This is a genomic window from Aeromonas sp. R4-1, assembly GCF_040908325.1.
GTDB classification, from domain to species: domain Bacteria; phylum Pseudomonadota; class Gammaproteobacteria; order Enterobacterales; family Aeromonadaceae; genus Aeromonas; species Aeromonas veronii.
On sequence record NZ_JBFODM010000023.1, the window covers coordinates 70,808 to 83,630 of the forward strand.

At 60.5% G+C, this 12,823-nt stretch carries 12 protein-coding genes; 10 read left to right on the forward strand and 2 right to left on the reverse strand.

What is annotated here, in order from left to right; all coding sequences use genetic code 11:
• Window positions 1–6: 6 nt before the first annotated feature.
• Both ppgK and queG read right to left on the reverse strand, forming a co-directional pair.
• Window positions 7–747 (reverse strand): polyphosphate--glucose phosphotransferase, encoded by a 741-nt coding sequence (ppgK, locus tag AB5Y90_RS02735; RefSeq protein WP_005339062.1) that lies wholly within the window; start codon window positions 745–747, stop codon window positions 7–9.
• Between the two features lie 111 nt (window positions 748–858).
• Complete coding sequence (queG, locus tag AB5Y90_RS02740) at window positions 859–2,013, reverse strand: tRNA epoxyqueuosine(34) reductase QueG (RefSeq protein ID WP_074042700.1); 1,155 nt, start codon at window positions 2,011–2,013, stop codon at window positions 859–861.
• A 60-nt stretch (window positions 2,014–2,073) separates the two neighbouring features.
• Between queG and AB5Y90_RS02745 the strand changes: the two genes are divergently transcribed.
• The 10 genes from AB5Y90_RS02745 to hflC all read left to right on the forward strand — a co-directional run bounded on the left by AB5Y90_RS02745 (window position 2,074) and on the right by hflC (window position 12,591).
• Window positions 2,074–3,585 (forward strand): NAD(P)H-hydrate dehydratase, encoded by a 1,512-nt coding sequence (locus tag AB5Y90_RS02745; RefSeq protein WP_307895438.1) that lies wholly within the window; start codon window positions 2,074–2,076, stop codon window positions 3,583–3,585.
• Window positions 3,586–3,595: 10 nt separating this feature from the next.
• Window positions 3,596–4,069: a tRNA (adenosine(37)-N6)-threonylcarbamoyltransferase complex ATPase subunit type 1 TsaE gene (gene tsaE, locus AB5Y90_RS02750; RefSeq protein ID WP_005339056.1), complete on the forward strand. Its 474-nt coding sequence runs from the start codon at window positions 3,596–3,598 to the stop codon at window positions 4,067–4,069.
• A gap of 23 nt (window positions 4,070–4,092) precedes the next feature.
• The gene (locus AB5Y90_RS02755) at window positions 4,093–5,784 is read left to right on the forward strand and encodes an N-acetylmuramoyl-L-alanine amidase (RefSeq protein ID WP_368166526.1); all 1,692 of its coding nucleotides are present in this window, start codon (window positions 4,093–4,095) and stop codon (window positions 5,782–5,784) included.
• A gap of 16 nt (window positions 5,785–5,800) precedes the next feature.
• Window positions 5,801–5,980, forward strand: coding sequence for a hypothetical protein (locus AB5Y90_RS02760; RefSeq protein WP_201952671.1), 180 nt, complete (start codon window positions 5,801–5,803; stop codon window positions 5,978–5,980).
• Window positions 5,981–5,983: 3 nt separating this feature from the next.
• The gene (mutL, locus tag AB5Y90_RS02765) at window positions 5,984–7,855 is read left to right on the forward strand and encodes a DNA mismatch repair endonuclease MutL (RefSeq protein WP_368166528.1); all 1,872 of its coding nucleotides are present in this window, start codon (window positions 5,984–5,986) and stop codon (window positions 7,853–7,855) included.
• The gene (miaA, locus tag AB5Y90_RS02770) at window positions 7,845–8,774 is read left to right on the forward strand and encodes a tRNA (adenosine(37)-N6)-dimethylallyltransferase MiaA (protein ID WP_335875094.1); all 930 of its coding nucleotides are present in this window, start codon (window positions 7,845–7,847) and stop codon (window positions 8,772–8,774) included. The genes mutL and miaA overlap by 11 nt, the downstream gene beginning before the upstream one ends.
• 72 nt (window positions 8,775–8,846) lie before the next feature.
• A complete protein-coding gene (gene hfq, locus AB5Y90_RS02775; protein WP_005339045.1) occupies window positions 8,847–9,110 on the forward strand; it encodes an RNA chaperone Hfq in 264 nt (87 codons plus the stop codon).
• Between the two features lie 63 nt (window positions 9,111–9,173).
• Window positions 9,174–10,460: a ribosome rescue GTPase HflX gene (hflX, locus tag AB5Y90_RS02780; protein WP_005339043.1), complete on the forward strand. Its 1,287-nt coding sequence runs from the start codon at window positions 9,174–9,176 to the stop codon at window positions 10,458–10,460.
• A 91-nt stretch (window positions 10,461–10,551) separates the two neighbouring features.
• Window positions 10,552–11,703 (forward strand): FtsH protease activity modulator HflK, encoded by a 1,152-nt coding sequence (hflK, locus tag AB5Y90_RS02785; protein WP_005341060.1) that lies wholly within the window; start codon window positions 10,552–10,554, stop codon window positions 11,701–11,703.
• A gap of 3 nt (window positions 11,704–11,706) precedes the next feature.
• Window positions 11,707–12,591, forward strand: a complete 885-nt coding sequence (hflC, locus tag AB5Y90_RS02790) for a protease modulator HflC (RefSeq protein ID WP_005339038.1) — start codon at window positions 11,707–11,709, stop codon at window positions 12,589–12,591.
• Window positions 12,592–12,823: the final 232 nt, after the last annotated feature.

Sequence of the window (12,823 nt, forward strand, 5' to 3'; positions counted from 1 at the left end):
CGTCGGTCAACCCTGCTGCTCGGCCGCGTAGAGCGCGGCCCCGATAATGCCCGCCTGATTGAGGCTGGCCGCCGGAATAAGCGGCGCCCGGGTCTCGATGCGATCGACAAACTTATCCAGCTTGGCTGCGCTGCCGCCCCCCAGAATGAAGAGGTCGGGGGAGAAGAGAAACTCGAGGCGCGCCAGATACTTGTTGAAACGCTTGCCCCAGCGGTTCCAGGAGAGATCTTCCCGTTTGCGCGCTGCATCGGAGCAGTAGTGCTCGGCGACCATTCCTTCCAGCATCAGATGGCCCAGCTCGGTGTTGGGCAGCAGATGGCCGTTGACGAAGATGGCGGTGCCGATGCCGGTGCCGACCGTGATGAGGATGATGACCCCCTTGCGATCCTTGCCGGCGCCAAAGCGCATCTCGGCCAGACCGGCGGCATCGGCATCATTCAGCACATAGCAGGGCTTGCCGGTGACATCGGCAAACAGATGCTCGGCATCGGTTTCGATCCAGCTCTTGTCGATGTTGGCGGCACTCTTGGCAACCCCGTTGTGGATAGTGGCGGGAAAGCCGCAGCCTACCGGTCCTTTCCAGTCGAAGTGTTCGACCAGCGCCTTGAGGGTATGGGCGATGGCGGCCGGGGTGGCCGGTTGCGGTGTGGCAATGCGATGGCGCTCGCCAATCAATTCGCCGGTTTTGGTATCGACCAGACAGCCCTTGATCCCTGAGCCTCCAATATCCACTCCCAACATATGCATCTGTGTTGTCCTTGTTGTGTGCCGAGCAGTTTGCAGTGACCACGCTGTTATGGGCACTGCAGGTCGGCAGAGCATGAAAAAAGTGCTGCAATCCGGCAAGGGGCAGATCACTTATGCGTGATCCGACAGACCTTTTTCGATGCAGCGGATCAGCAAACGGGTCTTCTTGTTCTCTTCATCCTGACGCCGGGCAAGGGTGGCCAGCGCCCATTCGATATGTTCGGCCACCATGGGCTCGGCGGTGGTCAGCCCCAGTTGCAGGGCCGCGATCACCTCGGGGGTGGCCGGGCCATTGCCAAGGGCGACCGCCAGATTGCGGCGCCAGCGTTGATAGCCGATGCGGCGGATCGGGCTCCCCTCGGTCTGTTTGAGGAAATCGCTCTCGCTCCAGCACCACAGCGCCAGCAGGGGCGGGCGGTGCAGGCTGGGGCGCGGGCTGAAGTCGGGTTCCGGGCTGGCATCGGCGTAGCGATTCCAGGGGCAGATAAGCTGGCAGTCGTCGCAGCCGTAGATGCGGTTGCCCATCAAGGGCCTGAACTCTTCCGGAATAGGGCCGTCATTCTCGATGGTGAGATAGGAGATGCAGCGGCGGCCATCTACCACATAGGGGGCGACAATGGCGCCGGTCGGGCAGATGTTGATGCAGGCGACACACTTGCCGCACTGCTCCTTCTCCACTGGCTGGTCGAGCGGCAGCGGCAGGTTGAGCAACAGCTCACCGAGAAAGAAGAAGGAGCCGGCCGATTCGTTGAGCAGCAGTGAGTGTTTGCCAACCCAGCCGAGGCCGGCCTTGGCCGCCAGTGGCCGCTCGAGGATGGGGGCGGAGTCAACGAAGGGGCGCCACTCACCCAAGGTATCTTCGGTGCCTTGAAACAGCTCGGCGCAGCGCGCTTCGATGCGATCACCCAGCTGTTTGAGCCGGTTGCGTAGCACCTTGTGGTAGTCGCGGCCGAGGGCATAGCGGCTGATATAGCCGAGGGTCGGATCGCGCAGGGTCGCGGCAAAGCCCGCCTCGAACGGCAGGTAGTTCATCCGCACCGACAACACCCGCACCGTGCCCGGCAGCAGTTCGTGGGGGCGCGCCCGCATCATGCCGTGACGTGCCATGTAATCCATGCTGCCGTGATAGCCCGCATCCAGCCAGGCCTGCAATCTCGGCTCTTCGATACGCAGGTCGGTGTCGGTGATGCCCGCCTGGTCAAATCCTAGCTCCCGTGCCCAGAGCTTGATATCGTGGGCCAGCTGGTGGAAGTCAGGTGCGCTCATGCGGCTTGGCCTGGCCGGTGTTTGCTGGCGTGGGTCGATTGATAAGAGGCGGGAGCCGTCATGGTAGAGATCATCAGGGGCGCGTTGGGCACAAAAGAGGGGGGCAGTTTACCACAGGGGCTGTGGCAGACTGAACAGATCCGCTTACTGGAACGCAACTGGGCCACGCGTGAGGGGCAACCTCTCTATGCCCTGATGGAGCGAGCCGGTGCCTCGCTGCGCACCTATGCCACCCTGTATTGGCCCGACAGTCGCTGCTGGTGGATCTTCGTCGGCCCCGGTAATAACGGCGGTGATGGCTATGTGCTGGCCCGCCTTGCCCGCCAGATTGGCATCGAGGTGGTGGTGATTGCCGCCAGAGCACCCGACCAGCTGAAGGGGGATGCCAGACGGGCCGCCGATGAGTGGCTGGCGGCCGGTGGCCGGGTCTGGCTGGCCGAGCAGTTTGATGGGGACCAGCACTCCGCCCCGGATCTGGTGGTCGATGCCCTGCTTGGCACCGGCGTCAACACGTCCCTCTCGCCACTACTGACAAAGATCGTCGCAACAATCAATGGCTTGGCTGTGCCCGTGCTGGCGGTGGATCTCCCCTCCGGCCTCAACGGCGATACCGGCCGTGCCATGGGGGCCGTGGTGCAGGCCACTCGCACCCTCACCTTTATCGGTATCAAGCAGGGGATGCTCACCGGCGACGGGGTGGATTGTGTCGGCCAGCTTGACTGTGATCCCCTTGGCGTCACGCCGGATGACACTATGCTGCCCGCCGCCTGGCGTATCGATTATCCGCTGCTCAGCACGCAGCTGACCCCGCGCCCGCGCGCTTCCCACAAGGGCTCTTATGGCAAGGTACTGCTGGTGGGGGGCAATCGCGGCATGCAGGGGGCCATCGTGCTGGCGGCCCGCGCCTGCCTGCGGGCGGGGGCTGGGCTGGTGCGGGTATGTCAGCATCCGGAACATCCGCCGGTCAGCCTCTATCAACCCGAGCTTATGAGTCTCACTACCGCAGATGACGAGGGGTGGGCGTCGGTGCGGGTCATTGGCCCCGGGCTCGGTCAGGATGAGTGGGGAAGAGCGCAAATCGCCCGTTATCTCACCGATCGGCTGCCACTGGTTTTGGACGCCGATGGATTGAATTGGCTGGCGCAATCTGCCCGCCATCAGGATAATTGGGTGCTCACGCCCCATCCCGGCGAAGCGGCGCGCCTGCTGGGATGCACCATTGCCGAGATTGAAACCGACCGGTTTGCCGCCGTGCAGGCGCTGCAGCGGCGTTATGGCGGTGTGGTGTTGTTAAAAGGGGCGGGAACACTTATTTATGACGGCGAGCGGGTCGCTCTCTGTTGTGAAGGCAATCCCGGCATGGCAAGTGGCGGCATGGGCGATCTGTTATCTGGTATAATCGCCGCCCTTTTGGCCCAGGGCAGGTCTGCCACCATGGCAAGCTGGCTGGGCGCAGTGATCCACGGCGAGGCCGCAGATCAGGCCGCCGCCGACGGCGAGCGCGGCATGCTGGCGTCAGACTTGCTGCCCCTGATCCGCAAACTGGTTAATCCCGACACCATTACAAGTTAAAAAGAAGAACATGGCAAAACAGTTGATGATGACACTGCCGGACGAGGCAGCAACCGTGGCACTGGGTGGCCGTCTGGCACAAGCCTGCCAGCAGGCGACCACAGTGTTTTTGCATGGCACGCTTGGCGCCGGTAAAACCACCCTGACCCGCGGCTGGGTGCAGGGCCTTGGCCATCAGGGCAAGGTAAAAAGCCCGACTTACACTCTGGTCGAACCCTATGAGCTCGATGGCTGGCAGGTCTACCATTTTGATCTCTATCGCCTGGCTGATCCGGAAGAGCTGGAATTCATGGGCATTCGGGACTATTTTGCCGCCAACACTCTCTGTCTGGTGGAGTGGTCCGAGAAGGGCGAGGGCTGGTTACCGGCTCCCGACCTGGAAATTACCCTCACCTATGTAGGCGAGCAGCGCGAGGTTCTGATAGAGGCTCGCACTGCTATTGGCGAAGCCATTCTGGAACGGTTGTCATCTACGTGCGCTTGATCCTTCTTATTGCTCTCTCTTTGATGGCGTTACCCTCCTGGGCGAATCAGCTCAAGAGCGTACGAATCTGGCCATCACCGGATAACACCCGGGTGGTGCTCGATATGAGCAGCGCCCCCAACTTCAACTATTTCACCCTCACCGGCCCGGATCGGCTGGTGATCGACCTGAAAGGGGCGAGCAACGCCGCCAATCTGGCGCGGATCGAGAACAACAGCGAACTGGTGCGCAAGATCCGCCAGAGCACTCCGCTGGAGAAGGGCGGTCTGCGGCTGGTGATGGATCTCAGCTCCGCCATCAAGCCGGTGGTCTTTCCGCTGGCGCCAGCCGGGCCCTATGGCCACCGTCTGGTCATCGATCTGCCTTATGAAGAGAAGCGCTCGGCTGCAGCGGTACAAGCCACGCCTGTCGGTGGCAAGGGCAAGGGAGTGGTGATTGCCATCGACCCGGGCCACGGCGGGGAAGACCCGGGCTCCATCGGCCCGCGCCGTACCTACGAGAAGCGGGTGACGCTGGCGGTCTCCCAGAAGCTGGCGGCACTGATCGACCGCGAGCCGGGGATGCGAGCCGTGATGACCCGTCGTGGCGACTACTTCGTCGACCTCAACAAGCGCTCCGAGATTGCCCGCAAGGCCAAGGCGGATCTGCTGGTGTCGGTCCATGCGGACAGCTTCCACAACTCTACTCCGCGCGGCGCCTCTGTCTGGGTCCTCTCGACCAACCGTGCCAACCGCGAGATGGGCAGCTGGCTGGAGAAGCAAGAGAAGCAGGGCGAGCTGCTGGGCGGTGTCGGCAAGGTGTTGGCGGAATCCGATCCCAACCCCTATCTGGCGCAGACCTTCCTCGACCTATCCATGGACAAGTCCCGTGCCGAAGGGTATGACGTCAGCCGCCAGATCCTGCGCTCCATGGGCAAGGTTGCCCGACTGCACAAGAAGGCGCCGGAGCACGCCAGTCTGGCGGTGCTGAAGGCGCCGGATATTCCCTCGGTGCTGGTTGAAACTGGGTTTATCTCCAACCATGCGGAAGAGAAGCTGCTGGCTACCGCCAGCTATCAGGACCAGCTGGCCCGCGCCATCTTCGAGGGGATCCGCAACTACTACCGCGCCCACCCGACCAAGGGGGCCATGCTGACCGGCAAGGGGCAGGTGAGCCAACCTGTCGCGACCACTCGCCCTGCACCGGTAGCCCGGCAGCCTGTGAGCCAGCCCAGGCAGACACAGTCGCAGCCGGTGGTGACCAACAAGATGCCCGCCACCGCCCGCGACGGCGGTGCTGGGAGCGGCTCCGGCGCCGGGGTGATCAAGCCATACTCGGCGGCAGCGCAGGAGAGCGGTGCACCGGTCAGCAGTGTGGGGGACTATGACAAATCGCAGATGCTCCGCCATGTGGTCAAACGGGGCGAGAGCCTCTCTCGCCTTGCCGAGAAGCATGGAGTGAGTCAGTCCACTCTGGTGGAGATCAACCAGCTGCGCAGCCGGGATATTCAGATTGGTCAGACTATCTATATCCCTCAGCAGGGGCAGAGCCGCGCTGCCGCCCCCGTTCGCAGTGACGACAAGTCGCAGATGATCCGCCATGTGGTCAAGCGGGGGGAGAGTCTCTCCCGCCTTGCCGAGAAGCATGGGGTGAGTCAGGCACGGCTGGTGGAGATCAACAAGCTCAAGTCGCGGAATATTCAGGTAGGGCAGGTGCTCTACATTCCGCAAAACTGACGCGCGGGAGCGGGCGATGCCGCTCCCGCTGTTAGCGAATACCATCAGCAAGATTGAAATTCAGGAGCAAGTGATGCCGATCCGTATATTGCCCCCTATCCTTGCCAACCAGATTCCGGTTGGTGGAGAGGTGGTGGAGCGGCACTCCTGGAGCCTTAAGAGACTGACCATCCGCAAGATAGAAATTCAGGAGTAAATGATGCCGATCCGTATTTTGCCACCCATTCTGGCTAACCAGATTGCAGCCGGAGAGGTGGTGGAGCGGCCCTCTTCTGTGGTGAAAGAGCTGGTGGAGAACAGCCTGGATGCGGGGGCCGACCGGGTCGAGATCGACATCGACAAAGGGGGAGCCAAGCTGATCCGCATCCGTGACAACGGCTGTGGCGTCGCCAAAGACGAGCTGGTGCTGGCGCTGTCGCGTCATGCGACCTCCAAGGTGGCCACGCTGGATGATCTGGAAGGGATCAACAGCCTCGGCTTTCGTGGTGAGGCGCTCGCCTCCATCAGCTCGGTCTCCCGTCTCACTTTCACCTCCCGTACCGCCGAGCAGTCCGAAGCCTGGCAAGCCCAGGCGGAAGGGCGGGAGATGAGCGTCACCATCAAGCCGGCGGCCCATCCTGTGGGCACCACGGTGGAGGTGGTGGATCTCTTCTTCAATACCCCGGCGCGGCGCAAGTTCATGCGCAGTGAAAAGACCGAGTTTGCCCATATCGACGAGCTGGTGCGCCGCATCGCGCTCTCCCGCTTCGATGCCACCCTGATCCTGCGCCACAATGGCAAGGTGGTGCGCCAGTACAAGTCCGCCAATACCGTGCCGGAGCAGGAGCGACGTCTCGCCGCCGTTTGCGGCACCCCCTTCATGCACCATGCGCTGGCGGTGGAGAGCGAGCATAGCGATGTGCGTCTGTGGGGCTGGCTGGCGACTCCGGAGGGGGCAAGACCGCAAAACGACCTGCAATACACCTATGTCAACGGCCGGATGATGCGCGACAAGCTCATCAACCACGCCATTCGTCAGGCCTATGACGAGTTGCTGCCTCCCGACCGCTTCGCCGCCTATGTGCTCTATATCGAGCTGGATCCCCGTCAGGTGGATGTCAACGTCCACCCGGCCAAGCATGAGGTGCGCTTCCATCAGGCGCGGCTGATCCACGACTTTATCTTTCAGGCGCTGTTTACCGCGCTGCGCCGCGAAGGGGTGAGCACCGCTCATCAGGACACTCCGCTGGCCGAAACCCTGGTCGAGTTGCCGGTCAGTCCGCAGATTGAATACCCCGGTCAGGCGCCACGTCCCGAATGGTACGGTGCCGAGCACAGCTACCGGGCACCTGCACAGGTGCGGGAGGGGGGCGGTGGGGCTGGCCGAGCCAGCAATTATCAACCGCCCGAGCCCCCAAGCCGGGAGGCGATGCGCGGCATGGGCGCTCTGCTCACTACGCTGCCTATCGCAACAGCGACTGAGGCAGCTCCCGCACAGTCCACCGACACAGTGCCGTCACCCAAACAGGGGGGATGTCGCGCCCTGACACTGGTGGATCAGGCCTACCTGTTGATCGAGCGGGATAATCAGCTGGCGCTGCTCTCGCTGGTGCGCGCCGAGCGGGTGCTGTTGCGCCACTGGCTGCTGGAGACCTGGGGCCAGGGACTGGCGGCCCAGCCACTGTTGCTGCCGGTCTCCTTCAAATTGCCGAAGAATTTTATCGCGCTGGTGACCGAGCAGGAACGTTTGCTGAAACGGATGGGGCTGGAGTTGAAAAGCGGGGGGCGCGACACCATGATCCTGACTCGGGTGCCGGCTCTGCTGCGCCAGACCGATCTGGTGCGTCTGTTACCCGAATTGCTGCAAATTATCGAGGGCGGATCTGACAGTGATGCTGGTCAGCAGGCTGAAGTATTATGCCAATGGCTGGTGGAGCAGGGGATAAGCCGCGAGAAGATATACGATTTTTCAACTGCCAGTCGTCTGCTGACGGAACTTGTGACCGATTTCAGTGACCAACTGGCAGACATTCGCATGGTGCGCCCCCTTTCGCTGGCGACCGTGCTGGAGGAGTTTGAACATGGCGAGTGACTTGCCGACCGCAATTTTTCTGATGGGGCCGACGGCCTCCGGCAAGACGGATCTCGCCATTGAACTGTGCCAGGCGCTGCCCTGCGACATCATCAGCGTCGATTCTGCACTGATCTATCGCGGCATGGATATAGGTACGGCCAAGCCGACTGCTGATGAACTGGCGCGGGCCCCGCACCGGCTGATCGACATTCTTGACCCCGCCATGAGCTATTCGGCAGCCGATTTTTGCAAGGATGCCCTGCGGGAGATGAAAGAGATCGCCGATCGCGGCCGCATTCCGCTGCTGGTGGGCGGCACCATGCTCTATTTCAAGGCGCTGCTTGAGGGATTGTCCCCGCTGCCCTCTGCCGATCCCGCCATTCGTGCCGGGATTGAGGAAGAGGCTGCCCGCCTCGGTTGGCAGGCGCTGCACGATGAGCTGGTGCGCATCGACCCGGTGGCCGGTGCGCGGATCCACCCCAATGACCCGCAGCGACTCTCCCGGGCGCTGGAGGTCTACCGCATCAGCGGCAAGACCCTTACCGAGCTGACGCAGGTGCAGGGGGAGGGCTTGCCCTATCGGGTGCAGCAGTTTGCCATCGCCCCGAGCGATCGCGCCGTGCTGCATCAGCGGATCGAACAGCGCTTTGACAAGATGCTGCAAGGTGGCTTTGAACAGGAGGTTCGTGCGCTGATGGCGCGCGGCGATCTGACCCCGGATCTCCCCTCCATTCGCTGTGTGGGTTATCGCCAAATGTGGGACTACCTGTGCGGTGAAGTGGGGTATGATGAGATGCGTTATCGTGGCATTGTTGCCACACGCCAATTGGCAAAACGACAGATGACCTGGTTGCGCGGCTGGCCCGATGTGACTTGGTTGGAATCTGGTGAGTCTGGCAATCTCGACCGCGTGCTTGCTCGCGCTGGTGCGGCTTGACACTCCCTGTATAATCAGGTTGTTATATTGATATTCGGTGTTTAAAAACAACAAACTATAAGGAAAAGAAAAATGGCTAAGGGGCAATCTCTCCAAGACCCGTTTTTGAATGCGCTGCGCCGTGAGCGGATTCCTGTTTCTATCTATTTGGTGAACGGCATCAAACTGCAAGGTCAGATCGAGTCTTTTGACCAGTTTGTTATCCTGCTGAAAAACACCGTGAGCCAGATGGTTTACAAGCACGCCATCTCGACTGTCGTACCGGCCCGTGCCGTCAATCATCACCAGCCCACTCCGGGTGGCGCGGCTGATGAACAGGGTGATGCCGAGGCGTGATATCCCTGGGCGAGTCGACTCGCCAACTCAGATTCATCATGATTCCTGTTAAGGAGCAAGCGCTTGTTTGACCGTTATGAAGCTGGCGAACAGGCCGTTCTGGTGCATGTCAACTTCAGTGATGAGGGTGAGCGGGAAGATCTGGAAGAGCTCAAGATGTTGGTGAGCTCGGCCGGAGTCAATGCGCTGGGGGTAATTACCACCAGTCGCAGTGCGCCCAGTGCCAAATTTTTTGTCGGCAGTGGCAAGGCTGAAGAGATCGCGTCCCAAGTCCAGATGCTGGATGCCGACGTCGTCATCTTCAACCATGCCCTGACCCCTGCCCAGGAGCGCAACCTGGAGCGTCTGTTCCAGTGCCGGGTGGTGGACCGAACCGGCCTGATCCTCGATATCTTTGCCCAGCGCGCCCGTACCCACGAAGGTAAACTGCAGGTCGAACTGGCCCAGTTGCGCCATCTTTCCACTCGTCTGGTGCGAGGCTGGACCCACCTTGAGCGTCAAAAGGGCGGGATCGGTCTGCGTGGCCCGGGTGAAACCCAGCTTGAAACTGACCGACGTCTGCTGCGGGAACGCATCAAGGCGATTTTGCGTCGGCTCGACAAGGTGGCCAAGCAGCGGGAGCAGGGACGCCGCGCCCGCAACCGCAATGAAGTACCGACGGTGTCACTGGTTGGTTATACCAACGCCGGAAAGTCCACTTTGTTCAACCAACTTACAGCTGCCAGCGTGTATGCTGCCGACCAATTGTTCGCAACTCTGGATCCCACCCTGCGTAAACTGGTGATCCGGGATGTGGGTGATGTGATTTTGGCGGATACAGTTGGATTTATTCGACACTTGCCCCATGATCTGGTCGCGGCCTTCAAGGCGACCCTGCAGGAGACCCGTGAAGCGGATCTGCTGCTGCATGTGGTGGACTGTGCCGATGAGCAGATGCAGGAGAATATCGACTCCGTGCAGCAGGTATTGGCCGAGATTGAAGCCGATGACAGGCCCCAGCTGATGATCTGCAACAAGATCGACAAGCTGGCGGATCGTCCGGCAGGTCTGGAGCGAGATGACGAGGGGCGCCCGTTGCGCGTCTGGTTATCGGCCCAGACTGGTGAAGGTTGTGAGCATCTGTTTACGGCGCTGACCGAATTGCTGGCTGGCTCCATGGTGCATCACACCCTGCAGTTGCCTCCTTCTGCCGCGAGATTGCGCAGTGCGCTCTATCAGCTGAAAGGGATTGAGCAGGAAGGTTTTAGCGAGGAGGGTGATTTCGTGCTGGAAGTCCGCTTGCAAGTGGCCGACTGGAACCGCCTCGTGAAACAGGAAGGTGAGAGTTTACAACGCTTTATCAGGCATTGATTCGTTGATGAAGATGAACCCTTAGGGGCTTCGCAACGTATGATGGCCCGATAGAGATGATATCCATCCGCATGTATTAATGGAGACGCTGATGGCTTGGAATGAGCCTGGTAACAACGGCAAAGACCGTGACCCTTGGGGGAATAACGGCAAGAATCAGGGACCCCCTGATCTGGATGAAATGCTGCGCAAAGTGAGTCGCCGTTTCGGTGGCTTGTTTGGTGGCGGCAAATCTGGCGGCGATGTAGGTCGCTTTGGTATCTCCATCGCGCTGGTTGTGGCTGTGGTGGTGTGGGTCGTCAGCGGCTTCTACACCATTCGCGAAGCGGAGCGTGGTGCCGTGCTGCGGTTTGGCAAGTTTTCCCATATTGTCGAGCCGGGCCTGCGCTGGAAGCCGACCTTTATCGATCAGGTGATCCCGGTGGACGTCGAGTCCGTGCGCTCCCTGCCTGCCTCCGGTTTCATGCTGACTCAGGATGAGAACGTGGTACGGGTCGAGATGGACGTGCAGTACCGTGTGGTCAATCCCGAGCAGTATCTGTTCAGCGTGACCAATGCCGACGAGAGTCTGGGTCAGGCCACCGATAGCGCTCTGCGCTACGTGGTGGGTCATACCCGGATGGATGACGTCCTGACTACCGGTCGTGAGAAGGTGCGTCAGGAGACCTGGCAGGTGATCGATGGCATCATCGAGCCCTACCAGATGGGTCTGCAGATCGTCGACGTCAACTTCCTGCCGGCGCGTCCGCCGGAAGAGGTGAAAGACGCCTTTGATGACGCCATCTCCGCTCAGGAAGATGAACAGCGCTTCATTCGTGAAGCAGAAGCCTATGCCCGTGAAGTGGAGCCCAAGGCCCGTGGCCAGGTGAAGCGTCTGGAGCAGGAAGCGGAAGCTTACAAATCCCAGATCGTGTTGAAAGCCCAGGGTGAAGTCGCTCGCTTCAACGAGCTGCTGCCCCAGTATCTGGCTGCCCCCGAGCTGACCCGTGAGCGTATCTATCTGGAAACGATGGAAGAGCTCTATCAGCAGGCCAACAAGGTGGTGGTCGACATGCCGGCTGGCAACAACAGCATGATCTACCTGCCGCTCGACAAGCTGTCTGGCAAACCGAAGGTAACCCAGTCTGATCGTGCCACTGCCGCCCCGGTCACAGAGCAGGTCCCCGTTTCCAACGAGGGTGCCAACTCTACCCCGACAATGCCGCTGCGTAGCGGTGACCGCTTCAGCTCAGGGAGAAACTGATAGATGAAAAAGCTAGCTATTGGTGCAATCGCTGTCGCGGCCATGGTCTGCTTCTCCTCTGTCTTTATCGTTGATGAAGGTCAGAAGGGGATTGTGGTGCAGTTTGGCAAGGTGAAACGGGTTGACTCCGGTGAACCCCGCCTCTATGAGCCGGGCCTGCATTTCAAGGTGCCGCTCATCGACCAGGTTCGCAAGATGGATGCCCGCATCCAGACCATTGACAGCCAGGCCGACCGTTTTGTTACCTCCGAGAAGAAAGACCTGATCATCGACTCCTACGTGAAGTGGAAGATCGAGGACTTCTCCAAGTACTACCTGGCAACTGGTGGTGGCAACAAGCTGCAGGCTGAAGATCTGCTCAAGCGCAAGATCAACAACGGTCTGCGTTCCGAGATCGGTAATCGTACTATCAAGGATATCGTCTCCGGTGAGCGCAGTACCGTGATGGAAGATGCCCTGAAGAAGATGGCGCGCTCCTCCGAGCTCGGCATCAAGGTGGTGGATGTGCGGATCAAGCAGATCAACCTGCCGGTGGAAGTCTCCAACTCCATCTACCAGCGGATGCGCGCCGAGCGTACCGCAGTCGCCCGTGAGCACCGCTCTCAGGGTCGCGAGAAGGCTGAAATCCTGCGTGCCGATATCGACCGCAAGGTAACCGTCATGATCGCTGACGCCGAGAGTAACGCTCGCCAGCTGCGCGGTGAAGGGGATGCGGAAGCCGCCAAGATCTATGCCGACAGCTACAAGAAAGACCCCGAGTTTTTCAGCTTCGTGCGTAGCATGGAGGCCTATCGCAAGAGCTTCGCCGGTGGCAACGACCTGATGGTGTTGAAGCCGGACAGCGAGTTCTTCCGTTACCTCAAGTCTCCTCACGGCACCAAGCAGTAATCGCCACGAGGTCACATTCAAAGGGTCTGCATTGTCAGACCCTTTTGTTTTTGGTGCCAACGCCAGCCGTCGACCACCAGTGGTTGGTTGTGTTGACGCTGTGCTGAAGGAGGTCGGATGCTGACATCCATGCTGATCAGGGCGGGAGCACACTTTGTTGATATTTTAACCAAAGAATAACTGAGCCCGATAGTCGTCATTCCAGCCGGCTCTTTTTAGCTTGTTTCTCTGA